Below are 25239 nucleotides of genomic sequence, written 5' to 3' on the forward strand. Positions count from 1 at the left end.
TCTTCCCCTATTTTACTAAGTCGATGAAATTTTTGATGGACGACAAGCCGTCCGGCGTGCCAATACTTTCTGGATGATACTGAAAACCATAAATAGGCAGACTCTTGTGCTGGATAGCCATGATCGAATTGTCATCAACTGCCCGAGCCGTCACTTCAAAGTCCCCTGGCATCTCCTCAATCAAAATCGAATGATAACGCATAACTGGCTGTCCATCCTCTATCCCTTGATAGATAGAAGATTTGCCCTCAAAGCGCAGAATACTTTGCTTGCCGTGCATGACTTTGGGAGCCAAACCTAACTTTCCGCCAAATACTTCTGCAATGGCTTGGTGCCCTAAGCAAATCCCCAAAATCGGCTTCTTACCAGCAAAATCGCGAATAAGTTCTTCCATCCGTCCTGCATCTGCTGGCCAGCCTGGACCTGGAGACAGCACCAAGGCATCCGCTTCTTCTGCCGCTTGATAAAGGCCTGCATCATCATTTCGCAAGACTTTAACTTCTGCGAAATTGCCGATATACTGGGCTAGATTGTAAGTAAAAGAATCATAATTATCAATCAATAAAATCATTGCATCTCTCCTATCTTGGTCATTGATTTGGCCTTGTTGATGGTTTCTTGGTATTCATTAGTAGGGATCGAATCATAAACAATACCCGCTCCAGCTTGAACATAAGCTCTGCCATTTTTCAAAACCATGGTCCGAATAGCAATGGCAAAATCCATATCCCCTGTCGCAGACAGATAGCCAATAGCCCCCGCATAAACGCCACGTTTTTCCTGCTCTAGCTCATAAATGCGTTTCATAGCTCGAATCTTAGGCGCACCCGAAACGGTGCCGGCCGGCAGGGTGGACTTGAGCGCATCCATGGCTGTCAGTTGGGGCAAAAGCTGACCACGGACTACACTGGTCAGATGCATGACATAGCGGAAATACTCCACTTCCATGTACTTAGTGACTTCCACGCTATTATTCTGAGCAATTTTACCAATATCATTACGCCCCAAATCAACTAACATACGGTGCTCCGCCACTTCCTTCTCGTCAGCCAGTAACTCATCTGCCAAGGCTTTATCCTCTCTCTCATCCTTCCCACGCGGTCTGGTCCCAGCAATAGGATTGGTCGTAACCTGCCCCTGCTTGACTGACACCAGACTTTCCGGGCTGGCTCCGATAATCTGATAATCTCCAAAATCATAAAAGTAGAGATAATTGGAAGGATTGGTCACGCGCAGATTGCGATAGTAATCCAGTGGTTTACCAGAATACTCTGCTGAAAAGCGCTGACTAAGCACACATTGGAACATGTCTCCCTGCCGAATCAAGCTGCGCGCTTCTTCCACCATTTTTTCAAAAGCGGGCTGCTCGATATGGCTCTGGAAATTCAAACTGGACAGTTCCAGCGGTGAAAATTCATCTGCCGCCGGCTGCGCTAGCTCAGTCATGATACTCTCCAGACTAGCAGCCAATTCTGCTTCGCTTCTATCACTGTAGAGTGCCTCCTCAAGTATATAGACCTTGTCTTTTTTATGGTCAAAAACCATGTAACTCTCATAGACGAAAAAATGCATATCCGGCGTCCCAATCACATCAGCTGGAATCTGGCCAATCTCCTCATAGAGGGAAATCATATCATAGCCGACAAAACCGATGGCTCCACCGCCAAAAGGCAGTTCTGAATGATGATCTTTTTTTACGGCTAACTCGTGCAGATAGTCTAAGGGATCTGCCTCGATTACTTGCCCATTCTTCGTTAACCGGCCATTTTCATAGCGGACTTCAAAGACTGGATTATAGGCTAGGATAGAAAAGCGGGCTGTCTCACTATCTCTCGGAATACTTTCCAAAATCACCTTGTGGTCGCCCTGAATCCGCATGTAAGCCAGAATCGGCGATAAAATATCAGCTGGTAAAATCTTTTGCATAATCTTTCTTTCTATTTAATCAGAAGGGTATAGGTAGGAGCAATTCGCTAGCTATGACTGCTTTTCACAAGAACAGATAGCTCCAGGACTACAGAAAAACGCCCACACAGTTCATCCTGTGAGGGCGTGTCATCGCGGTGCCACCTCAGTTATGGAGTTTTCATGCTCCACATCTCATTTATCTATTTGCTGTCATTTAGATCCCTTTTAGCACGAGGAAGCATACTGGCTCATGGCAAAGTAAGCTAACAAAGTAATAAAAGTTCAACTAAAGGACAAAATGTTGACTCCAACAGCCCATTTCATAACTTCTCCTGCCTGTTTACAGCAACCACAGACTCTCTGAAAGGAGAGATATTACTACTCTTCTGCTGGGTAATTTATTTTCGTTTTTCTAGATAGTCGGCAATGGCTGCCACATCCTTGTCTCCACGACCAGATACATTGATAATGATGATTTGGTCAGATGACAATTGCGGAGCCCGCTTGATGGCTTCAGCAATGGCATGAGAACTTTCGATTGCCGGTAAAACGCCTTCCTTTTGTGTCAAGAGAAGCAAGGCATCCACAGCTTCATCATCTGTCGCTGCTACGTATTCTACTCGACCAGAATCTTTAAAGAAAGCATGTTCAGGACCAACTCCAGGATAGTCCAAGCCTGCTGAAATGGAGTAAACCGGTGCCACCTGACCATCTTCAGCAAAGACAGCGTAAGTCTTCATACCGTCCACTACTCCGACGCTTCCCTTGGTCATGGTCGCTGCATGCTGGTCTGTATCAAGGCCCCGCCCGGCTGCTTCAACCCCCACTAACTTAACTTCTTCATCTGCCACATACTGAGAGAAAGCACCGATAGCATTAGAGCCACCACCTACACAGGCAATGACATAGTCCGGCAAGCGGCCTTCCTTGTCCAAAATCTGACGGCGAGATTCTTCACTGATCACCTTTTGGAACTCATGGACAATCGTCGGATAAGGGTGAGGTCCGACAGCCGAACCCAAAACATAGAAGGCTTCCAAATCACTCATCCAAGCTCCAAAGGCTGCATCAACCGCATCCTTGAGGGTTTTGGTTCCTGTTTCCACAGCGTGAACAGTCGCCCCCATCATTTCCATTCGAAAGACATTGAGGCGCTGGCGTTCTACATCCTCTGCACCCATGTAAACATCGCACTTCATACCAAACTTAGCCGCGGCTGCCGCAGTTGCCACACCATGCTGACCAGCTCCAGTTTCAGCAATGACTCGGGTCTTGCCCATGCGCTTAGCTAGAAGAATCTGTCCCAAAACATTATTAAGCTTATGGGAGCCCAGATGATTGAGATCTTCCCGCTTCAGATAAATCTTAGCTCCGCCCAGGTGCTGGGTCAGACTTTCTGCATAGTAGAGCGGAGTCTCCCGGCCTGAATAATCTGCCAAATAATGCCGGTATTCATTTAAAAATTCTGGATCATCCTTATACTTCTCAAAAGTAGCTTCTAATTCATCCAGCAAGGTCTGGATAGGCTCCGGTACAAAGGAGCCGCCAAATTGTCCAAAATATCCTTTAGTTTCTGTCATCTTAATTGCCTCATTTCTTTATTTTCAAACAAAACAAAAGCCCACACACAGAAAAAATCTGTGTGAGGGCGTAAAATCGCGGTGCCACCTCAATTATGGAGAAAAGTATAGACTGCCTCCATATCTCTGTCTTGTCTAACAACAAGCTGCACTGTAAGGTGTGCTCACCGAATTTTTATTGCTTCAAATTCATTTTTTTGCATCAGCCCACTTCATAACCTTCCACTACCTGTTTCCACCAACCACAGGCTCCCTGAAAGTAGAAAAAATTATTACTTTTCTGATGATTTATTTCATTATAGGCCTTTCCCTTTTTCTTGTCAAGAAAAAATTTTATTTTTTCTTCTAAATCCAAACTTTTTCTTCACTAATCTGCCTTGAAAGCGTCGCCTTGGCGATTTTTCCAGATTTTCTGACCAAGCTGAAATGCCCGCCAAGCCAGATAACCACCCAAAGTATTGGTCCAGAGGTCATCAATCTCAAAGACTCGATTGGCATTGATAAGAAGGTCCAGCAGAATCTGAGTCACTTCGATAGACAGACTCATCCCAAAGCTCAGCCAGACAACCTTTTTTGTCTTCCGCAATTTCGGAAAGAGCCAAAGCAATTGGAAGATTAAGGGCGACAGCAAGAAGATATTGGCTAGATTTTGGATAAAGACCTTGACCAGCTGGATCCAAGAAGTAATCTCGCCAATGTTAACAACGGAATTAAAAGGGATTAACAAAACCACTATTCGACCAAAGTACTGGATACCTGGCGTCTCCATTCCCGGCTCTGGAACCTGAGGAATAAAGCACAGGATGCAAAGCATCAAGAAATAGAGTCCGCATCCTCCTACCAGCAATTTCCGCCCCTTAGCTGTCAGCTCACCGTCTGAAGTCAGATAAATTTTAAGGCTGAACATTTTCAACCAATGCTTTCTCACGATCTCGCTTCATAGTATTGGAACGCAGCTGGCCGCAGGCTGCATCAATATCTGTACCATGCTCCTGACGAACCACGCAGTTGACGCCGTTTTTCTTGAGGGTGTCATAGAAGGCCATCACGCGCTCTTTGGGACTGCGGCTGTATTGATCGTGCTCGCTAACGGGGTTGTAAGGAATGAGATTGACATAAGACAGCTTCTTAATGTTCTTAAGCAGCTCAGCCAGTTCCTTGGCCTGCTCTACACCGTCATTGACTTCATTGAGCATGATATATTCAAAGGTCACCCGACGGTTGGTGGTTTCGATATAATATTCAATGGCCGCAAAGAGCTTCTCAATCGGAAAGGCACGGTTGATTTTCATGATACTAGAACGTAGTTCATTGTTGGGTGCGTGCAGTGAAACAGCCAGATTGACCTGCACGCCTTCATTAGCAAAGTCACGGATCTTATGAGCCAGCCCTGAAGTTGAAACCGTGATATGGCGGGCACCGATGGCCAAACCTTTATCATCATTGACCGTCCGGACAAACTTCAAGACATTCTTATAGTTATCGAAAGGCTCGCCAATCCCCATAACGACGATGTGGCTAACCCGCTCGTCCTGACCACGCTCGTCAAAATACTTTTGAACCAGCATAATCTGCGCAACAATCTCACCATTATTAAGGTCGCGTTGCTTTTTTATCAAGCCAGAAGCACAGAAAGTACAGCCGATATTGCAGCCAACTTGGGTGGTCACACAGACAGAAAGTCCGTAGTGCTGGCGCATGAGCACCGTCTCAATCAGCATACCGTCCGGCAACTCAAAAAGGTACTTGACCGTACCGTCAGCAGACTCTTGGACAATACGCTGTTTAAGCGGATTGACAACAAACTGATCATTGAGCTTAGCAATCAAGTCCTTGGACAGGTTGGTCATTTCCTCAAATGACTGGACACGCTTGCGATAGAGCCACTCCCAAATCTGGCTAGCACGGAATTTCTTTTCTCCCTGAGCTTCCGCCCATTCAATCATTTCTTCTCGCGTTAAGCTATAAATCGATGGTTTCATGTTTCTCCTTTATTTCTGACGAATGACAAAATGGCGCTGCGATTGGCTAGATGCCGCTTGCTTTGTCTGTTTGCCTTGTTTCTGTTGTTTGTTCTTGTTTGCCTTTGGACGATTCTTTTTCTGCTCATCCTTCGTTTTTTTAGAGCCACGTTCCCTAGAAATTTCTGGATGTTTTTTGCCATCCGATTTTCTCTTATGGTGGGATTTTTTGTCAAAGGCGGCCCGTCTTGGCTGAGCATTTTCCAAAACAAAATAGGCGCAGCCATAATTACAATATTCTAGCAGATAGTCTTGCAAACGGCTGATTTTCTCTGCATTTTCCTTGGCTTTCTCATCCCGATAAAAACCGCGCAACCGCAACTGCTCATTGCCCCAGTCGCCGACAATATAGTCGAACTTGTTCAAAATTTCTGAAAAGCGCTGGTGAAAGGCCGTCAAGTCAAAGGCTTCTTTATAATTCTCCACTAATTCAAACTCAAATTTTTCTGCAATTATCTTGCTGCCCATTTGCTTAAATTCTGGGCCGGGGAATTTATTGTAATTATACAACTCAGGTGAAATCTCTTTACGCATACCTATCCTTTGTCATTCATCTATCTTACTTCATATTATTTTATCACAAAACAAGGGGAATTTATATTTTTTCAGAAGAAAAAGATCTTTCTGTAAAAAGTCAGACGATTTAATAAAAAACACCCTTCGTTCGTCTCTAAAAGACAAAAATCTTAGCCGAAACTAAGATTTTTTGGTTTTTTCTAAATAATCAATCGCATCCTGAAGGGTTTTGACAGGCACGATTTTCATATCCGTTTTGATTTCCTTGGCTGCTTCAAGCGCCGTTTCATAGTTGGTCTTGGCTTTGGGATTAGCCTTTTTTTCTTCCTCGCTGACAGGATTATCTGGAGCAAAAAAGATTGTCGCTCCGATCTTGGCAGCAGAGACGACTTTTTTGTCAATCCCACCAATATCACCGACCTTGCCTTCTCTGTCAATGCTGCCCGTTCCCGCAATCACGCGGCCGTCTCGCAGGTCTGGATTGGCTAGCTGAGTATAAATGGCTAGGCTAAACATGAGGCCAGCACTGGGACCACCGATACCTTCAGTTGAAAATTCAATCGGAACACTACTGTTGACTTCCGTGCGGTCAATCAAACTAATGCCAATTCCGTTTTTGCCATTTTCCAGCTTGATGATTTTTCCCGTCGCCGTCTTGGTTTTTCCATCTTCCTCGTAGGTCACTTTGACACTATCGCCCAGAGCCTGAGAATTGACATATTTGACCAGGTCTTCCGAGCTTTCAAAGGTCTTATCATTGACTCCCGTAACTGTATCCGCAATATTCAAAATTCCTTTAAAGGTCGAATTCGGAGCTACTTTTAAAACATAGACACCCAGATAGTTCATCTTGATGTCTTTTCCTGCAGCTTTGAGGCCTTGGTATTTGGCCATATTCTGCGACGTTTCCATATAAAATTGGTTGATGCGCATATACTCAGCATCACTCGAGCCACCTGTCATGTCCTGAGCCGAATAAATATCTGTAAAAGGGGTCAACCAAGCGTAGACCAGATGGGCAAAGGTTGCATGCTGGATCCCAACAGTTACAAAGTTATAGGAACCTGCTGCCTGGTCCTCTTTTCCATCCACAGTCAGAACCTTTCGAATGTCTTCTGCTCCCCCAGGCACCTCAATATAGTATGGCAATGGAACAATGAAAGAGAATAGGAAGAGCACAAGCACGATAATAGAGGCTACTCCAGCACAACCAACTACTGTTAAACCACGTTTATTTTCCTTCGTCATCTTTTCCGGATTTGTCATGTCATTATTCATCTTTTTTCTCTAACTCCTCAATCACACTCGCTGGTACATAGGCAGAAAGATCCTGCTGAAAAGCAATCAATTCCCGCATCGCCGAAGAACTGATATATCGGTAGGTCGGCTGACTCAGCAGAAATATGGTCTCCAAATCAGGTGCCAATTCCTTATTAAAAAAATGCAGGCCAGCTTCATAGTCCAAGTCCTGACCGTTACGTAGGCCACGGACAAGAGCAGTCACACCTAGTCTTTTTGCCACATCGACCGCCAATTCATCATGCGACGTGATGACTTCCACATTTTCCAAATGCGCCAAAGCCGCTAGAACCATTCTTTTTTTCGCATGGATGCTAAAAAATCCTTCTTTGTGAGGATTGTAGAAGATTCCCACATACAAGCGATCAAACAGCCGACTAGCCCGCTCAATCAAGTCCACATGTCCATTGGTAATGGGATCAAATGACCCAGTAAAGAGCCCGATTTTATCTGACATAGACCGTCACCTTTGAAATTCCATATATTTTTTGCTTCCAAATACCCAAGTCTGCGATTTCTTCTGGCAAATCAACCGACTTATCCGTCTCGCAAACAACCATAATATCCTCGCTCAAGAGCTTGCGCTCCGCCATTTTCTCAATATCCGCAATAATCTGCTCCTTGGCATAGGGCGGATCCAGCAGAACCAGATCAAACTGGCCAGTCAACCGCTCCAGCGCTCGACTCGACTCCATCTTAAATAGCTCAAAGCGCGCTGCTTCCTTGGTCATGGCAATATTTTCCGCCACGATAGCTTGCGCCCGCCGATCTTTTTCAACTAAAACAGCCGACTCCATACCGCGAGATACTGCCTCAATCGCCAGACTACCGCTACCTGCATACAAATCCAGCACCCGACCGCCATCAAAATAAGGCCCAATCATATTAAAAATCGCGCCCTTGACCTTATCTGTCGTAGGTCGCGTTGTCTTGCCATCTAATGTCTTGAGGGGTCTGCCCCCGTACTTTCCTGAAACAACTCTCATAAAAAACATTATAACAAAAATATTGAAAAGCTGATAGTAATTGCTAAAGCTGGACTTTATTCTCTAGCAAAAAACGGAAACAAGGCTATTTCCGTTCTAAGTTTGTTTTAGAATTATTTCGTCGGAGGCTAAAATGATCCGGCACTGGACCATCCCCTTCCTCGGACCAGGGATGGCAGCGACCAATTCTTGCAAATCCCATCAGCACCCCCTTGGCTCCGTGTTTTTCAATGGCTTCAATCATGTAATTGGAACAAGTCGGCCGAAAGCGGCAGGAAGGCGGAAAGGCAGGGGAAATAAAGCGCTGGTAAAATCGAACCGGCGCTATCAATATTTTCTTAATCATTTTTTCTTAGTTTTGGTCACAGCCAAGTTATGCAACTGGCTGACTTCCTTTTTACTCAATCGACGTGCTTCACCTGGCTTGAGCCCAGTTAAATCCAAATGTCCAAACTGAGTCCGTGAAAGCTTGTCCACTGGCAACCCCACCGCTTCAAACATCTTCTTGACCTGATGATTACGCCCTTCGTGGATGGTCAGTTGAACCACCGAGCGATTCTTCACTAGATCGACTTTCAGAATCTCATAGACAGCTGGCTTGGTTTTCTTACCCTCAATGACTAGACCGCGGGTCAGCGGACGCAGAACTTCCTTATTGGCTACACCCTTGACACGCGCCACATAGACCTTGTCAATTTCATTTCGCGGGTGAATCATTTCATCCGTGAAATCACCATCATTGGTCAAAATCAAGGCACCAGAAGTGTCCCAGTCCAGTCGGCCAACAGGATAAATCCGCTCCTTGACCTGTGGCAGTAAATCAACGACTGTCTTACGCCCCTTGTCGTCGGTCACACTGGAAATCACCCCGCGCGGTTTATTGAGCAAGTAGTAGACCTTTTCTTCATTGTAGATAGGCTGGCCTTCCACTTCCACTCGGTCACCAGACTTAATGGTGGTCGCTAGCTCACGCACCACCTGACCATTCACGGTCACTAGCCCCTGCTTGATCAATTCCTCAGCCTTTCTCCGGCTGGCAATTCCCGCATGGGCAATGTATTTATTGATTCTCATCGATATTGTCCTTTCACAAGATACAAAGACCATTTTCACAACTTTAACAGCTAGAAAAATGGCAAATAGGGAAAGCAGTTCCTCCCTCAAAGCTTGGTAATATTCAAAAAACGGTCCCTTTAGGATGAACTCATCACTCTCCGAAAAGCTGACTTTCCTCAGCAATGAGCTCCGCTTCGTCCACAATCGGCAATTCGTCCAAATGATTGATGCCCATATAGTCCAGAAAATAATCCGTCGTCACATAGAGATTGGGACGGCCAATGACTTCCTTCTTGCCATCTTCCCGAATCAGCTCAAAGGCTAGTAACTTCGAAATCGCCCCGCTGGAATTGACCCCGCGAATATCATCAATCTCCACCCTTGTAATGGGCTGCTTGTAAGCAATGATCGACAAGGTTTCCAGTGCCGCTCGGGATAAGCTCTGGTTAATCGGTGCCCGCGAATACTCTCGTAAAATCTCAGCAAATTCAGGCTTGGTGACCAACTTATAGGTCTTTGACGTTTCCAGCAAGGTCAAGCTGGAGTCAGGATTTGCCTGATAGTTCTCCGCCAATTTTTCCAAACTCTGGATAACACCAGTCGGCGGCAAGGAAAGGATTTCTGATAGCTGATGAACTTTCAAACCATCTTCCCCCGCCACAAAAAGCAGGGCTTCAATCTCTGCTAATTTACTCATTCTTTCTTCCTACTAAATAAATATTTCCAAAGTTTTCCTCCTGAATGACCTGCACCTCCTGCACCTTGACTAACTCCAAGGTTGCCAAAAAGAGCGTAATCACTTCATTCATGTCTTTGGTTTCTGCGAAAATATCCTGCAGGGCAAGGCGTTTGTGAGCCTGACAGCGCTGGCGCACCACTTCCATCATGTCCTCGATCTTATACTCATCTCGCACAATGGTCGTATGACTCTTAGAAAACTCCTCCTGCTTCTTGGTCATCACCTTGGAAAAAGCTAAAAAGAGATCAACGGCTGTCTTGTCGTGCAGGAGTTCAGCATCTTCATAGACCAATTCCAGCTTGGGCTTGGAGTAGTAAAGAGCCCGGTCCTCATGCTGGAGGGACATTTTCTGCCCCAGCAACTTGAACTTCCGATATTCCTCAATCTGACTCAGCAAGTCCTGCTCCAGATCATCTTCCAGATCCACCTGATCTACCACTTTGGGCAAGAGCTTGCGACTCTTGATTAGCATGAGCTGGCTGGCCATGACCATGTATTCTCCCGTTACTTCCAGCCGCATGGCCTGCAAGGTGGCCACATAAGCCAGATATTGCTCGATGACCTCGGTAATGGGCACATCGTAAATATCCATCTGATACTTGGATACGAGGTGGAGCAACAGATCCAGCGGTCCCTCAAAATCTTTTAACTTGATATCCATTCTTATCTGTATTTTTCTAATGTAATCACTGTCTTCAATCCCAGATCACGAGCAATGTCATAGATGCCGACACCTTTTTCCCGCTGACGCAGGATAAATTGCTCCCGCAGGCTTTGAGCCGACAAGCTGGCCTGCCCCTGCTCGATCAAGAAAGCTTCTAGCTGACGAAAACCCCACTGGCGTGAATAGGACTTGCCATTCTTTTCAAATAAATAAGTCCCTGTCAAATAATCGCCCAATTCGCTCGTCAGACTTTCAGGAATTTTAATAATCCGCTTCTGCCCAGCCTTCTCAATCCGTAAAACCTGAAAATCAAGATTGACATCTTCAACCTTGACCTGCAGGATTTCACTTGGCAAGAGACCCATTTCCAAAATCAAGAGCGCTATCAACCGACCTTGCGGTACCGCAGAAGTTTCCCAAAAGGCTGACAAGTCCATCAGCTCGCTTTCCAGTTCCTTGGAAATATAGACTTTTGGCAGGGTCAAGCGGTGAAATTCCCCAATCATCTTATTCTCATAAAGATAGTAAAGAAATTGATTGACCGCTGAGAGCTTCCGCTTCTGGACAGCTGCCTTGAAATCCTTGATAGAGGCTTGATAAATCCGCAAATTGGTTTCTGTCACCTTGCTGTGGATTTCATTGACAAATTGCTCCAAATCGTAGGAATAGGCTAATTTTGAATTTTCTGAGATATTTTTTTGTTCTAAAAAAGGAGTGATATGTTCTTTCATTTTTTGGAAATCTCATACTGACTCGTGAAGGTATGCATCAACGAGTTAACAGCTTTTAAAATCGACTTTCTAGTAATGATGCCATAAAAATGTTGTTCTTTATCCACAACAGGCAGGAACGACTCATCCACCAACTTGTGTAAAACGTCCGCAATCTTGTAATCTGGCTCGACAGTCAGACCATCCTTTCGTGTCATGTGGACAATGTCCATAGACATAAACTCTTCCTCTTCCAGCTCATGCTGCATCCGATAAGCCATGATATCCGTCAGAGAAATGGTGCCAACGAACTTTTTCTCCGCAGTCACCACTGGAATGCGTGAATAGGTCATCTGGCTAAGCAAGAGAATGGCATGATCCACATTGTGCGTGTCAATCATGACCGCCAGATTCTCCCCCGGCGTCAAAAAAGTGTCTTCCAAATCCAGAAGGTAGGCTTCAAATTCCTTAGCAATCATCGGGCAAACTCCTTGGACAAGCTTGGATAGAGTTCATGATTTCGCGTATAGAAATCAATTTTAAAGCGATCATCGTCAATCTCTACTTTAGCATAGAGACGCTCATTGATTGAGCCACGAGGTTGGCTAATGGAGCCCGGATTGAGAAAGAGAGTCTTGCCTTGCATCCAAGCATCTGGAATATGCAAATGGCCATAGAGACAGATATCTGCACCCACTTCCTGAGCCCAGAGATCCAACTTTTGGAAGCTAAAGTTGATATTGAAAAGGTGCCCGTGGGTCTGGGCAATAATGGTCCCATCCAAATCTGTCACTAGCCGCTCTGGATAACCAGGATAAAAGTCCATATTCCCCGCTACGACATGAATTCCTTCCCAGACTTCATCCTCAAAAGGTAATTCTGAGTCTCCATCATGGAAAATAGCATCGACTTTTCCTAGATAATGATCTTTCATTTCTTCGACAATGGCACGGTCCCCATGGGAATCGCTCATTACGATGATTGTTTGCTTTGCCATGCTGGAAATACCTCCATTAATTTTTGCACTGCTTGCGCACGATGGGACTGAGCATTTTTCTCTTCGATTGTCAGCTCAGCTGATGTTTTTCCTGTCTCTCCGACCAAGAACAAAGGATCATAGCCAAAGCCATTTTCACCCTTTGGCTCATGGGCAATGTAGCCCGGCCAATCCGCTTCGACCACCAAGGATTCCTTATCTGGACTTGCGACCACCAGAGTCGTGTGGAAATGAGCAGAGCGGTCTTTAATATCAAAAACCATGGCCAGCTCATGCAGGAGCTTGATATTGTTTTCGTCATCTGTTGCACCAACACCAGCAAAGCGAGCTGACCAGACGCCTGGTAGACCTCCCAAGACATCCACTTGCAGACCTGAATCATCTGCTAACACCATTTTGCCAGTCAACTGGCTAATCGTTTCAGCCTTGAGGCGGGCATTTTCTTCAAAGGTCATGCCTGTTTCAGCCACCTCTGGCAAATCAGGATAGTCATTCAGATTTTCCACCTCATAGCCCAACTTCCCGAAAAGCTTGCGAAACTCTGCTGTCTTGCCCTCATTGCGCGTCGCAATCAAGAGGGTGTCTTTGACATCTTTTGCTCCCAGAAAGGCTTGTAAATCCACACCAGTTTGTGGCAGATGGACATAGAGCAATTTGCCCCCTTCAACCAAGAGAAGGGCTCCCTGTCGCTGCAACAATTCCAACTTTCGATCCGTTTCTTGGTTTAAAATATCCAGCAAGAAGGTCAAAAAGCGAAAGGCTGAGCCATAGCGAATGACCGTGATATTTAAGGGCAGGCTTAGCTCTTCTTCCGCAAAAATACTCTCTAAGCGGTCTAAAATATCAGAAGCTTCGGCTGGCACTCGCTCAAATTCACTATAAGAGGCACTTTGCCCCCACTCAGCTACATACCAGTCAGAGGCATCTTTGTATTCATAAATATTTTTTGTCATAAGGTCACATGCTCCACATTGACTTTCAGATTCAGCCAGTTTTCTGCGATTTCCGCAAATCTCTTAGCATTGGCTGTAGTATAAAAACGATGATTCAGTTCGTGCTTTTCACGGCTACGATTGATTTCAAAATAATTGAGCAGGACAGAAATATCCCGGACACATTCAGCCCCGCTGTCAATCAGCTTGACGCTCGGCCCCATCATATTTTGAATAATCGGCCGGAGTAAAGGATAATGAGTACAGCCCAAGACAAGGGTGTCCACCTTGCTCGCCAGAGGATGAAGTGTCTCATAGACCACCTTTTTAGTCAGGCTGGACTGGAGCTCATTTGACTCCACCAGCGGGACAAACTTAGGACAAGCCAAGCTCTGCACCTCCATCTCAGGAGATAGGGCCTCAATCTTTTTTCGGTAAATGTCGGACTGAACCGTCATAGGAGTCCCGATGACCCCAATCTTGCCACCAGTCGTAGACTTGATAGCAGCGCTGGCTCCGGGCAAAATCACACCGAGGACAGGAATGTCCAACTTAGCCTTGACTTCCTCCCAGACAACAGCTGTGGCAGTATTGCAAGCAATGACAATCATCTTGACATCTTTGGTCAAGAGAAAATTGACCAACTGCCAAGTATAGTCTCGAATCTGCTCCGCCGGCCTAGGACCATATGGAGCCCGAGCCGAATCACCTATATAAACCACTTCCTCATGGGGGAGTTGCCGCATCAATTCACGGACAACAGTCAGACCGCCCACCCCAGAGTCTAAAAATCCAATCGGTCGGTTATCCATATAGTCTTCTTTCTAAAACAAGGGATTGGAAGCCTAGCCCAAATCCCCATTTTTTATATAGAAATCTCCGTCTGCCACCAAAGGGCGGCTGAGAGAAGCTTATTTTTTGTTTTTATTTTTAGCAACTGCTGCTTTTTGTTGGTTGATAATTTGACGGTAAACTTGTTGAACGCGTGCTTCACTTGGTTTTTGACCATTGGCACTGAGCAACATCCGCACCGCTTCTACATTAAGACGTGGATTTTCCGCAAATTCCTTCTCAACCTGACGGCGAAGTAAGTACATACCAAGCAAAATCCCACCAAAGAAAGCCAGCATAATCAATAAAATTGCTAACAATGTATTCATAATAATCCGAACTCCTGTTTCATTTTTTACATTACTCTTAATTATACCAAATTATCTCTATTTTTCAAAATCAAAGCCGTAGAGAGTCGCGAAATAATCTTCTGGCCTTTCTGCCCGACGAATCATACGAGCCTGCCCATTTTCCTCTAGGAGAATCTCGCTAGAGCGCAGTTTGGCATTGTATTGGTAGCCCATGGAGAAGCCGTGGGCACCAGTGTCGTGAATGACCAGCGTATCGCCAATCTGACTGACAGGCAACTCCCGCTGGATGGCAAATTTATCGTTGTTTTCGCAGAGGCTGCCGACCACATCGACAATCTCCGTCGCTCCTTCTGGCCGATCCATATTGGTAATATGGTGATAAGCTCCATACATAGCGGGACGCAGGAGATTGACCGCAGAAGCATCCACTCCCAGATAAGTCCGATAAGTTTGCTTTTTGTGCGTCACCTTGGTCACCAAGAGACCAAAAGGCGCTAGCATAAAACGCCCCAACTCTGTGAAAATTTTGACCTGACCCAGACCAGCTGGTGTCAAGATTTCCTCATAGGCCTGACGAACTCCTTGACCGATGACCGCAATGTCATTTTCCTCGCCATCAGGCTGATAGTTGACCCCGACACCGCCAGACAGATTGATAAAGTCTAGCTTAATTCCTGTTGCTTCTAAAATCTCAACAGCCAGCTCAAAAAGCTGCCGAGCCAGTGCTGGATAGTAGTCATTGCTGACAGTATTGGAGGCTAAGAGGGCATGGATGCCGAATGTCTCTGCTCCCAGCTCCTTAAGCTCTTTGAAAGCCTGAATCAGCTGCGCCTTGGTCATACCAAACTTGGCTTCCTCTGGATGATCCATGATACTAGTCCCAAGCTCAAAGACACCACCGGGATTGTAGCGGCAAGAGATCACCCTGGGAATTCCAGCCACTTCCTTCAAGAAAGCCACGTCTTCGTAAGCATCTAGATTGATGGTCGCTCCCAACTCCCGCGCCAGACGAAACTCCTCGGCTGGCGTATTATTGGACGAAAACATGATCTCATCCCCAGCAAAGCCCAGCTTTTGGCTCATGAGCAGCTCCACATAGCTGGCACAGTCCACACCACAGCCCTCTTCCTTGAGGATTTTTAAAATAGCAGGATTCGGTGTCGCCTTGACGGCAAAATATTCCTTAAAACCAGGATTCCAAGCAAAAGCCTCGTGCAAAGCCCGCGCTCTCGCTCGAATCCCCTTCTCATCGTAAAGATGGAAAGGCGTTGGGAATTGCGCGGTCAGCTCCGCCAAGCGATCACGACTGATAAATGGAGTTTTCATACACGCTCCTACTTTCTCTTTTACTGACAATATTATATCACAAGTGTGGGTTTGGGAGGAGAAAAAATAGGCTCCAGAATTTCTACAATGGTTTTATCCATCACAGAAACCCGAGAGCCTTTAAATGAATCCTATTTTTGCAAATTATATTCCTCTTTAGTTTTATCAATATTATTTACTAATTTTGGTTGTCGAAACTTCACCTCGCTAATATTACTCTCATTTAGTCTATTAATTTTCATATAATAATAAATATCATCTTTATAAGGAGATAAAAGTTTGTATTGAGGAAATCTTATCTGAATAGGATTCTTTTGTTTTGTTCTTACTATAGTCTTTCCTTTATCATCAATCAAAGCAATATCATAAGTTATTAAACTTGCTTTGTCGACTAAAATGTTAAATTTGAAATAATTTTTTCCTTCCACTAGTTTTTGATCAATAATAAAGTTATAATCCTGTTTATATGGCTTAACTAATTCAAGCACTGGGACAATAGGTTTATCGAGCGGTCCTCCATTAAATCCAAGATTTCTACTGAATTTTCCCTCTGAACTTAAATATGGTATGACTATCTGACTTTCTTCATGATCAGAGCGTATAGTAATTTTAATATCTTGTTTATAATCAGGAATTTTATCATCAAAATGTTTTTTTATTTTAGAATCGGATAAGTCGATTTTAAATATTGATTCAATATCACCTCCCATTAATGGTTTACCAGCTATTGATCCACTCCTAATGATACTGGTACTATTATCTATTGAATTATGGTATATAATATCAACTTTATATTCTTTTGCGTTACTCTGTTGAGTTCCATTATTAAATCTGTAAAAATCTACAATCTGAGTATCATTATTAAAACCATTCTGAATAACTAAATCAACATATTGATAAGGTTCGACAGATACATTCGTTAAAATAAACTTGTGAATTGTACTCTCAAATTTATTATTTTCGATAATAAATTTAGCTTGAACATAATTTTCTAAAACATTTGTATCATCACTTCGTAATTCCTCACCATTAACAATTTTGGGAACATTTATAAAGTTCTTGTTTGTTATTTTAACGTTTCCAAAATATTTTCTAACGTTACTAAAAATAATAGGAAGAACAATTAAAATCAATCCAACTATTATAGGAGCAATTATCCAGTTAATTAGTTTCTCGTGTTGATTAATCCATTGCCTCAAATTAGCAATCATATTAGAAATTGCAGTCATATTTTCCTCATCTCATCAATCCGCGCTACGGTCGCGTCGTACTTAGCTTGGTAGTCGGCTTGTTTGTCGCGTTCTTTTTGGACAACTTCTGGCTTGGCATTGGCTACGAAGCGTTCGTTAGAGAGCTTCTTACCGACCATATCCAGTTCTTTTTGCCATTTAGCGAGTTCCTTATCGAGACGAGCCAGTTCTTCTTCGACATTGAGGAGATCTGCGAGTGGCAGGTAGATTTCTGCTCCTGTGATGACGCTTGACATTGCGAGTTCAGGTGCAGAGATGGTTGATGCAATTTCTAAGTGCTCTGGATTTGTGAAGCGTTTGATGTAGTTGACATTGCTGTTAAAGAAGGCTTCCAAGTCACTATCGCTAGTCTTAACAAGGATTGTGATTGGCTTACTTGGGGCTACGTTTACTTCCGCACGCGCATTCCGAACGGCACGGATCAAGTCTTTGAGGCTTTCGACACCTGTGTGGGCAACAAGGTCTTCAAAGGCTGGATTTACAGTTGGATATTCTGCTGTCACGATCGAACCTTCTGAGATTTGTCCAAAGATTTCCTCTGTCACGAATGGCATGATTGGGTGGAGAAGACGAAGGATCTTGTCCAAGGTGTAAAGGAGAACAGAGCGTGTGATGACTTTCTCTTCTTCATTATCGCTGTAAAGGACTTCCTTAGTCAACTCAACGTACCAGTCCGCAAACTCATCCCAGATGAAGTTGTAGAGGATGTGACCAGCCACACCAAACTCAAACTTGTCAAAGTTGGCAGTTGCTTTTCCGATGGTTTCATTGAGGTTGTGGAGAATCCAGCGGTCTGTGACATTACCAGCTTCCTTGTTGACAACTTTTTCCACATTGGCAGTTGCTTGCTCGAGAGTCAAGCCTTCATTGTTCATGAGGATGTAGCGAGAGATGTTCCAGATCTTGTTAATGAAGTTCCATGAAGCATCCATTTTCTCGTAAGAGAAGCGGACGTCTTGACCTGGTGCAGAACCGTTTGAAAGGAACCAACGCAGGCTATCTGTTCCGTACTTATCAATAACATCCATCGGATCAATCCCATTGCCCAGTGATTTAGACATCTTACGGCCTTCCTCGTCACGAATCAGACCATGAATCAATGCATTTTTGAATGGCGATTTGCCAGTAAATTCCAAACCTTGGAAAATCATTCGAGATACCCAGAACGGGATAATATCATAACCAGTCACCAAAGTTGATGTTGGATAATAACGTTTGAAGTCTTCTGAGTCGACATCCGGCCAGCCCATGGTAGAGAATGGCCAAAGAGCCGAACTGAACCACGTATCCAAGACATCTTCGTCCTGAGTCCAACCTTCACCTTCTGGAGCTTCTTCGCCGACATATATTTCACCCTCGGCATTGTACCAAGCAGGGATTTGGTGACCCCACCAGAGCTGACGAGAGATTACCCAGTCGTGAACATTTTCCATCCATTGAAGGAAGGTATCGTTGAAACGAGGTGGGTAGAATTCTACCTTGTTCTCTGTATCTTGGTTGGCAATAGTATTCTTAGCCAATTGGTCCATCTTAACGAACCATTGAGTAGACAAGCGTGGTTCAACCACAACACCTGTACGCTCTGAGTGACCAACACTGTGGACACGTTTTTCGATTTTAACGAAGGCACCAATTTCTTCCAACTTGGCAACGACTGCCTTACGAGCTTCAAAACGGTCCATACCTGCAAACTCGAAGGCAAGCTCATTCATAGTTCCGTCGTCGTTCATGACGTTGACTTGCGGCAAGTTGTGACGTTGACCAACCAAGAAGTCGTTTGGATCGTGGGCAGGCGTGATTTTCACGACACCAGTACCAAATTCAGGATCTGCGTGCTCATCCCCAACGATTGGAATCAATTTATTAGCAATTGGAAGGATGACATTTTTACCAATCAAGTCCTTGTAGCGTGGGTCTTCTGGATTGACCGCAACGGCAACGTCCCCAAACATGGTCTCAGGACGAGTTGTCGCCACTTCAAGGGCGCGTGAGCCGTCTTCTAGCATGTAATTCATGTGGTAGAAGGCACCTTCAACATCCTTGTGAATTACTTCGATATCAGAAAGGGCTGTGCGAGCCGCTGGGTCCCAGTTGATGATAAACTCACCACGGTAGATCCAACCTTTCTTGTATAGATCCACAAAGACCTTACGAACGGCTTTTGACAAACCTTCGTCAAGAGTGAAACGCTCACGAGAGTAGTCTACAGAGAGCCCCATCTTACCCCATTGTTCCTTGATTGTAGTGGCATATTCGTCTTTCCATTCCCAAACCTTATCGAGGAATTTTTCTCGACCGAGGTCGTAACGTGTAATGCCCTCACCACGCAAGCGCTCCTCAACCTTAGCCTGAGTCGCAATCCCCGCGTGGTCCATACCAGGAAGCCAAAGCGTATCGAAACCTTGCATACGTTTTTGACGGATAATGATATCCTGAAGAGTCGTATCCCAAGCGTGACCAAGGTGAAGTTTCCCAGTTACGTTTGGTGGTGGAATGACGATCGAATAAGGCTTAGCCTTTTGATCGCCTGAAGGCTTGAAAACATCAGCATCAAGCCATTTTTGATAACGACCAGCCTCAACCTCGGCTGGATTGTATTTAGGTGAAAGTTCTTTAGACATGTTTTTGTCCTTTCTATTCTATTTTTTTAAATCATGAAGTAATTTTTCTTTTATTAAATATTGAGCTGATGTTTTATCCGTATTTGGATTTCCTTTTGGTTTTAAATTACGATTTGTACTAAGGTAAATCGTACGTCCATTAACAACTAAAGTTTTTATTTCATTTTTTCTCCAACTAACATTGCTAGAAAATGACAACCATGAATATTCGTGTAATTTAGATAAATCATATTTAGAATCCGATTCTAACTGACTAAAAACTCTAGCAAAGTAACTTTTCACACTTTCGTCTTTTCTTGCATTATAATCAAACGAGTTATTTTCTGACTCACCTTTTTGTCTTGATATTGCCCAAGAAATATAAACTCCAATCGCAGTTACTATCACACCTGATAGCGAAATTATGTCACTTGTACTCATTTTCTATTTCCTTTCAATTATACAAATATCCCCATCCAGCTCAAGCTAGACAGGGACGAATGTGTTTATCCGCGGTACCACCCAATTTCGGGCAAGCGCCCGCAACTTTTCTCTTATTCTTTCTCTTTTATGACGGCGTTAAGTCGCTTTGGCATACGCTAGTATAGCCTGCAGCTCCTTGCCTAGTCCTAAAAGGAAACAAAAAGACACTTGTATTTCAATTTTTCATCCATCAGCAACCAGTTTTGACACATTTGTGGACTTCTCAGCACCGCCACTTTCTGTAAAATGCTTGACTCAAAACACCTCTGATGAACCTATTCTATCACCTTTCCAGCGAAAAATCAATAATTTCTCTCACCCAAAAGTCCATCTGGCAGGTCGTGAAATCCTTTGCCCGCCTGATAGTTGGCGAATTTTCCTAAAAGGAACTGGTAAGCATCTAGACGACTTTCATAGCGAATAGCCGCTTCCTTGGCCCTCTCGTCCTGGTCCGCCTCGTAGACTGCCTGACTCTCCTTGAGGGCCATCTCATTAATCATGACCTGGGTCTTGACCCAAGCTTCAAACTCCTGTAAAAATTCCTGTTCGTAACTCATTTTTCTCACTTTCTAACTGCAAATACCTAGTCCAAATCTCGGTAAAAATCACTGTCAATATCACGGAAGGGCTGAATGTCCTGTACATACTCCAGCACCCCTTGAAATTCACCGGCCTCATCCCGCACCGCCGCATAGGTCACATGGACAAACTTGCCCCGCGATTCCGACTTGAACCACATCTCAAACTTGTCCCGCTCTCCCTCGCGCAGAGCTTTGAAAATCCGCCGGACCTTATCCAAAAACTTGGGCGGGTGACAGAGCTCGACATCGCGCCCTATCTGGGACGGCGTCCGCTTGAAAATCATCTCGTCCGCCGGCACACTGTCATTATAATACTGGAAAATATCGTCCTTATTGACAAAGGTAATCTCCATGGGCAGATGGTCCAAAATCAGATTGGCCTCCGTCACCGACAGATAGCCATGGCCAAAAGGCTGCTGGGACTCCCGATTAAAGGCTTGCTCCTTCTTTTCCTTAGGCTTAAAGGAAATGGTGACCTGACCATCTGGCGTATCAATGACCTGCTCAAATCTGCCATCACTAGTCTGCTCTGTGCTTGCTGGCGCTTCGCTTCCTTCATCAGCAGCATTCCCAGCTTCCTCCTCCGAGAATGAGCGCCGCGCAGGAATCCATTTCTCCGTCGGCTTAATGATAGCATAGCCATAAGCATCACTCTCCTCAGCAATCTTGAGCCAGTCATCCTGATGAAAGGACTCAAGGAGTATCATGAGAAGGATGGATTCTTCCTTGAAAATCATAGCTTCAAACTCAGCAGCAAAAACCTCAAACTTGTCCTTGACCTCTTGAATCGAAGTATCCGGCAGTTGCTCTGCAGCAATCTTAGCCTCTTGGAAAAGTTCGCGAATCTGGTCATCTACTCCCCACATGACCTTGGGCGGCGAATCGTGGCCGTAGCTCTCCATGATAGGAAACATGAGCTCTTCCTTGCGCTGATAGTGGATATCAAACTGTCCCACCAAACCCAGCTGGCGTTGGAGACCCTTGCGGATTTCAGGAAGAAGCTCCTCATCTTCTGTACTTTCATAGGTGGATAGGAGCCTGCGAACCCGCATAAGGGCAGCCCGCAGCGCTAAATTTTCCTGCTTGAAGATCTGAACAGGATGGCCTGGATGGTCGGTATCAGCCACCTCCACATCCTGAATGGCACCTTTAAAGAGGTTGGCATGGACATTGCAGAGGGACATGACATCTTCGAAAGTCACTCCCGTATCCGAGTTCATCAGCTCATGCTCCATCAGGCTGATTTCGATAGCGGACACACCAGCAAAATGCTCATTGAAAAGCTCCTGAACGGACTCTGCAGAAGCTCCATTATGTAGGTCCAGCAAGATTGACTTGAGGACTTCAATGCGTTCAGTAGCCATTTCTAAATCCCCACCACTTCATAGCCGTTTAATTCCAGCGTTTGCTTGATTTTATCCAGGTCAATGCCATTCATGCTGGCTCCTTTTTTGATAGAAACCATGCGCCCGACTGTATTGCGCATGACAGGATTGGCCAGAGGCTTAAAGCCCAACTCGACCAAGACATCTAAAACTTCAGGCTGCTTCTCAATCACTTCTGCCACTGGAATAGACAAATCAATCACATTATCCATATGCCCTACCTCCGTGTATTTTTTATTATTATATCACAAAAGATGCGTCCAATAAAAATCCTTTCCATCACTTGCTCAAATCCAAGCTTGGAGTATATAACAAATTCTAATAGGCTATAAGTTATTGTTATAAGGACACTGATAAATTTAATTTCACAAGGAAAGGCTATTCTTATCAACCATTTCTGAGATTTCTTTCACAAACTCCTGGCTTTTGCCAGATTACAGCTTCATTGAAAACGCTTTACTATAGTGATATAATGATTTTAAATACAGAATAAAGGAGTTGCCCTATGTCTATTACAAAATTGTTGAATATCAAGTACCCTATTTTCCAAGGAGCTATGGCTCAGATTTCCCACTACCAACTGGCGGCAGCTGTTTCAGAAGCTGGCGGACTGGGAATCATTGCTTCAGGTGGAATGACGGGTGAGCAGTTGCGCGAAGAAATCCGTGAACTGCGTAAATTGACTGACAAGCCATTTGCCGTCAATGTCATGCTCATGATGAAAAATATCAAGGAGATTGTGACGGTCATCATTGAAGAAAAAGTTCCTGTCGTAACGACTGGGGCTGGTACACCAAAATTCATCATGCCTTATCTGAAAGAGGCAGGTATCAAGGTAATCCCTGTTATTGCCAGTGTCAAACACGCACAAAAAATGCAAGAGCTCGGAGTTGATGCCGTGATTGCTGAAGGTTCTGAAGCTGGTGGCCACATCGGTGAAACCAATACTATGGCTCTCATTCCTCAGATTGTTGACTCCGTTGATATTCCAGTCATCGCTGCAGGTGGCGTTGCCGATGGTCGTGGTCTCGCTGCCGCTTTTGTCCTCGGTGCACAAGGGGTTCAGATGGGAACTATCTTCCTAGCTTCTGAAGAATGCCCAATTTCAGCAGGCTACAAGGATGCCATTGTCGCAGCCAATGACACTGCTACTGCCGTTACTGGTCGTATTGCTGGTGCACCGGTTCGTTGTATCCGCAATGAAATGACCGACCACTATATCGAACTAGAAAACAAGGGCACCAATCGTGATGAACTCGAAGAAATCACCATCGGTTCTCTTTCTAAAGCTGTTTATGAAGGAGATACCGTGCATGGCTCTATGATGAGTGGCCAAATCGCAGGCTTAGTCAAGGAAATTCGTCCATGTAAAGAAATCCTCGACACAATCGTTGCCGATGCCCAAAAGGTTCTCCAAAACACTGAAATCAAGCTATAATCCTCTAACTCAAAAGAGAGTGGGACAGAAATCGGTAATTCGTTAGAATTCGATTTCGTCGTCCCACCTCCGCACAGTTGAGTAGGGCTATAAAAGCTGATGAAATCAGCGTAGTAGAGCCCACTCAACCACTGCGTCTTGCTCGATAATCCAAAGACAATTGAGAGGCTAGGACTTTTGTCCCAGCCTCTTTTGCTGTTCATTTAGGCTTGTTTCTAAATAAATCGCTCTTTTACTTGTCTTTTTTGACCAATTTCACGACTGCTTCGGTTCGAGCGGTATGGGGAAACATGTCAACTGACTGGATGTAGTGGACATCGTATACCTGACATAGCTTGACCAAATCGCGCGCCAAGGTTGAGACATTGCAGGAAACATAGACCATCTTTTCAGGTGCATAGCGAACAATCATCTCCAGCAGCTTATCGTCCAGACCCGTTCGCGGCGGATCGACAATCAAGGCATTCGCTCGATAGCCCTCAGCATACCAGCGAGGAATGATCTCCTCTGCCGTTCCAGCCTCGTAGAGCGTATTGTCAAAGCCCATCCGTTTCGCATTGCGCTTAGCGTCTTCAATGGCCTCAGGGATGATGTCCATGCCCCGCAGAGACTTGACCCTTTTAGCAAAGGCAAAGCCGATGGTCCCTACCCCGCAATAGGCATCAATCAAATGGTCTTCTTCCGTCACATCCAAAGCCCTGACCGCCTCCCCATAGAGCACCTCTGTCTGCTCAGGATTGAGCTGATAAAAAGCACGAGGCGACAGGGAAAACTCATAGTCCAGCACACCCTCTTGAATGGCTTCCTCGCCCCAGATAATCTCTGTCTTATCCCCGTAAATCTCACTGGACTTGCTCGTATGATAATTGACCGCTACTGTCTCCAACTCAGGAAATTCAGCCACTAGGTCTCGAACGACTGGAGAAAAGTCCAGCTTGCGCCCTGTCACAAAAATCATCTGCACCTGACCCGTCTTTCTGGCTCTGCGAATCATGACAGTGCGTACCCCAGCAGTCTTTCTCTCATCATAGATGGGCAGCCTGTATTTACCTAAAAGCCGAGCCACCTTATTGACAATAGCCTGCGTTACCTTGTCCTGAACCAGACAGTTTTTCAGCGAGACCAGATAGTGGGAATTCTGGGCATAAAGCCCCGCCTTAACCTCATCCTTAAATTTCCGAGTCTGAAACTGCAGCTTGGCCCGGTAATAGAGTGGCTCCTGCATGCCAATGGTTGGACGAATTTCATAGTTTTCATAGCCAGCTGGTGCAAACTTTTTCAGAGCCTGACGCAGCAAATCTTCCTTAAATTCCAATTGCTTGTCATAGTGGAGGTGCATGATTTGACAGCCCCCGCAGCTTTCATAAATTTCACAAGGCGCTTCCACCCGAAATTTCGACCGCTTGTTGATGGTCAAGAGCTTGGCCTCGATAAAATTCCGCTGCACCTTGGTCACCTGACAGTAGACTTCTTCACCTTTCAAAGCACCGGGCACAAAGACCAGCGTTTTCTTATAAAATCCAATTCCTTCCCCATTGATTCCCATTTTCTTGATTTTTAGGGGAATTCTTTGCTTCACTTTTACATTCATGCCTCTATTATACCACGCTAGAGTCGATTCGTTGA

Annotated in this window: 28 protein-coding genes and 1 other annotated feature; of the genes, 1 reads left to right on the forward strand and 27 read right to left on the reverse strand. The window is 44.9% G+C overall.

From position 1 onward, the window contains the following. Positions 1-7 precede the first annotated feature (7 nt). The 26 genes from HBA50_RS07315 to HBA50_RS07440 all read right to left on the reverse strand — a co-directional run bounded on the left by HBA50_RS07315 (position 8) and on the right by HBA50_RS07440 (position 22387). Complete coding sequence (locus tag HBA50_RS07315; RefSeq protein WP_045499046.1) at positions 8-571, reverse strand: aminodeoxychorismate/anthranilate synthase component II; 564 nt, start codon at positions 569-571, stop codon at positions 8-10. Beyond that, a complete protein-coding gene (trpE, locus tag HBA50_RS07320) occupies positions 568-1926 on the reverse strand; it encodes an anthranilate synthase component I (RefSeq protein WP_045499044.1) in 1359 nt (452 codons plus the stop codon). Before trpE ends, HBA50_RS07315 begins: the two co-directional genes overlap by 4 nt. A gap of 380 nt (positions 1927-2306) precedes the next feature. Then, positions 2307-3488, reverse strand: a complete 1182-nt coding sequence (trpB, locus tag HBA50_RS07325; protein WP_045499042.1) for a tryptophan synthase subunit beta — start codon at positions 3486-3488, stop codon at positions 2307-2309. A 61-nt stretch (positions 3489-3549) separates the two neighbouring features. Further along, positions 3550-3780 (reverse strand) — a binding site (T-box leader). Positions 3781-3855: 75 nt separating this feature from the next. Next, the gene (locus tag HBA50_RS07330) at positions 3856-4395 is read right to left on the reverse strand and encodes a VanZ family protein (protein ID WP_045499040.1); all 540 of its coding nucleotides are present in this window, start codon (positions 4393-4395) and stop codon (positions 3856-3858) included. Next, positions 4382-5470 carry a dual-specificity RNA methyltransferase RlmN gene (gene rlmN, locus HBA50_RS07335; RefSeq protein WP_045499038.1) on the reverse strand — a complete coding sequence of 363 codons (1089 nt, stop codon included), beginning with the start codon at positions 5468-5470 and terminating at the stop codon, positions 4382-4384. Before rlmN ends, HBA50_RS07330 begins: the two co-directional genes overlap by 14 nt. Before the next feature lie 9 nt (positions 5471-5479). Next, on the reverse strand, positions 5480-6043 hold the full coding sequence (locus HBA50_RS07340) for a YutD family protein (RefSeq protein WP_045499035.1): 564 nt from the start codon (positions 6041-6043) through the stop codon (positions 5480-5482). A 162-nt stretch (positions 6044-6205) separates the two neighbouring features. Beyond that, positions 6206-7273, reverse strand: coding sequence for a SepM family pheromone-processing serine protease (locus HBA50_RS07345; protein ID WP_037586341.1), 1068 nt, complete (start codon positions 7271-7273; stop codon positions 6206-6208). A gap of 22 nt (positions 7274-7295) precedes the next feature. Next, positions 7296-7781 (reverse strand): pantetheine-phosphate adenylyltransferase, encoded by a 486-nt coding sequence (gene coaD / locus HBA50_RS07350; protein ID WP_045499033.1) that lies wholly within the window; start codon positions 7779-7781, stop codon positions 7296-7298. Beyond that, a complete protein-coding gene (gene rsmD / locus HBA50_RS07355; protein ID WP_045499030.1) occupies positions 7771-8310 on the reverse strand; it encodes a 16S rRNA (guanine(966)-N(2))-methyltransferase RsmD in 540 nt (179 codons plus the stop codon). Before rsmD ends, coaD begins: the two co-directional genes overlap by 11 nt. An 85-nt stretch (positions 8311-8395) precedes the next feature. Beyond that, positions 8396-8656 carry a membrane protein insertion efficiency factor YidD gene (yidD, locus tag HBA50_RS07360; RefSeq protein WP_080940875.1) on the reverse strand — a complete coding sequence of 87 codons (261 nt, stop codon included), beginning with the start codon at positions 8654-8656 and terminating at the stop codon, positions 8396-8398. Beyond that, a complete protein-coding gene (locus HBA50_RS07365) occupies positions 8653-9384 on the reverse strand; it encodes a pseudouridine synthase (protein WP_045499026.1) in 732 nt (243 codons plus the stop codon). Before HBA50_RS07365 ends, yidD begins: the two co-directional genes overlap by 4 nt. A gap of 133 nt (positions 9385-9517) precedes the next feature. Further along, positions 9518-10063 carry an SMC-Scp complex subunit ScpB gene (scpB, locus tag HBA50_RS07370; protein WP_005590827.1) on the reverse strand — a complete coding sequence of 182 codons (546 nt, stop codon included), beginning with the start codon at positions 10061-10063 and terminating at the stop codon, positions 9518-9520. Next, on the reverse strand, positions 10056-10766 hold the full coding sequence (locus HBA50_RS07375) for a segregation/condensation protein A (RefSeq protein WP_045499023.1): 711 nt from the start codon (positions 10764-10766) through the stop codon (positions 10056-10058). Before HBA50_RS07375 ends, scpB begins: the two co-directional genes overlap by 8 nt. 2 nt (positions 10767-10768) lie before the next feature. After that, complete coding sequence (gene xerD, locus HBA50_RS07380) at positions 10769-11500, reverse strand: site-specific tyrosine recombinase XerD (RefSeq protein ID WP_045499020.1); 732 nt, start codon at positions 11498-11500, stop codon at positions 10769-10771. Continuing rightward, on the reverse strand, positions 11497-11958 hold the full coding sequence (cbpB, locus tag HBA50_RS07385; protein WP_045499017.1) for a cyclic-di-AMP-binding protein CbpB: 462 nt from the start codon (positions 11956-11958) through the stop codon (positions 11497-11499). Before cbpB ends, xerD begins: the two co-directional genes overlap by 4 nt. Further along, positions 11955-12476 carry a metallophosphoesterase gene (locus HBA50_RS07390; RefSeq protein WP_045499014.1) on the reverse strand — a complete coding sequence of 174 codons (522 nt, stop codon included), beginning with the start codon at positions 12474-12476 and terminating at the stop codon, positions 11955-11957. Before HBA50_RS07390 ends, cbpB begins: the two co-directional genes overlap by 4 nt. Beyond that, on the reverse strand, positions 12452-13429 hold the full coding sequence (locus tag HBA50_RS07395) for a nucleoside-triphosphate diphosphatase (protein ID WP_045499011.1): 978 nt from the start codon (positions 13427-13429) through the stop codon (positions 12452-12454). Before HBA50_RS07395 ends, HBA50_RS07390 begins: the two co-directional genes overlap by 25 nt. Then, positions 13426-14220: a glutamate racemase gene (racE, locus tag HBA50_RS07400; RefSeq protein ID WP_045499008.1), complete on the reverse strand. Its 795-nt coding sequence runs from the start codon at positions 14218-14220 to the stop codon at positions 13426-13428. Before racE ends, HBA50_RS07395 begins: the two co-directional genes overlap by 4 nt. A gap of 99 nt (positions 14221-14319) precedes the next feature. Then, positions 14320-14568 carry a YneF family protein gene (locus HBA50_RS07405; protein WP_015605536.1) on the reverse strand — a complete coding sequence of 83 codons (249 nt, stop codon included), beginning with the start codon at positions 14566-14568 and terminating at the stop codon, positions 14320-14322. Positions 14569-14625: 57 nt separating this feature from the next. After that, entirely contained in the window at positions 14626-15876 is a 1251-nt protein-coding gene (locus tag HBA50_RS07410) for a diaminopimelate decarboxylase (RefSeq protein WP_045499004.1), read from the reverse strand. Between the two features lie 131 nt (positions 15877-16007). Then, positions 16008-17105 (reverse strand): hypothetical protein, encoded by a 1098-nt coding sequence (locus HBA50_RS07415; RefSeq protein WP_179856622.1) that lies wholly within the window; start codon positions 17103-17105, stop codon positions 16008-16010. Then, on the reverse strand, positions 17102-19747 hold the full coding sequence (locus HBA50_RS07420; RefSeq protein ID WP_045499001.1) for a valine--tRNA ligase: 2646 nt from the start codon (positions 19745-19747) through the stop codon (positions 17102-17104). Before HBA50_RS07420 ends, HBA50_RS07415 begins: the two co-directional genes overlap by 4 nt. An 18-nt stretch (positions 19748-19765) precedes the next feature. After that, positions 19766-20167, reverse strand: coding sequence for a hypothetical protein (locus tag HBA50_RS07425; RefSeq protein WP_045498998.1), 402 nt, complete (start codon positions 20165-20167; stop codon positions 19766-19768). A gap of 344 nt (positions 20168-20511) precedes the next feature. After that, a complete protein-coding gene (locus HBA50_RS07430) occupies positions 20512-20766 on the reverse strand; it encodes a DUF1912 family protein (RefSeq protein ID WP_002899692.1) in 255 nt (84 codons plus the stop codon). Positions 20767-20792: 26 nt separating this feature from the next. Then, positions 20793-22154, reverse strand: coding sequence for a DUF438 domain-containing protein (locus HBA50_RS07435; RefSeq protein WP_045498995.1), 1362 nt, complete (start codon positions 22152-22154; stop codon positions 20793-20795). A gap of 2 nt (positions 22155-22156) precedes the next feature. Further along, the gene (locus tag HBA50_RS07440; RefSeq protein ID WP_045498993.1) at positions 22157-22387 is read right to left on the reverse strand and encodes a DUF1858 domain-containing protein; all 231 of its coding nucleotides are present in this window, start codon (positions 22385-22387) and stop codon (positions 22157-22159) included. A 293-nt stretch (positions 22388-22680) separates the two neighbouring features. Here HBA50_RS07440 and HBA50_RS07445 point away from each other — a divergent pair, with 293 nt between their 5' ends. Further along, positions 22681-23613, forward strand: a complete 933-nt coding sequence (locus tag HBA50_RS07445; RefSeq protein ID WP_005590852.1) for a nitronate monooxygenase — start codon at positions 22681-22683, stop codon at positions 23611-23613. A gap of 232 nt (positions 23614-23845) precedes the next feature. Here the strand turns inward: HBA50_RS07445 and rlmD are convergent, their stop codons facing one another. After that, positions 23846-25204, reverse strand: a complete 1359-nt coding sequence (gene rlmD, locus HBA50_RS07455; RefSeq protein ID WP_045498991.1) for a 23S rRNA (uracil(1939)-C(5))-methyltransferase RlmD — start codon at positions 25202-25204, stop codon at positions 23846-23848. Positions 25205-25239: the final 35 nt, after the last annotated feature.

It is taken from the genome of Streptococcus cristatus ATCC 51100, from assembly GCF_011612585.1.
Taxonomy (GTDB): domain Bacteria; phylum Bacillota; class Bacilli; order Lactobacillales; family Streptococcaceae; genus Streptococcus; species Streptococcus cristatus_H.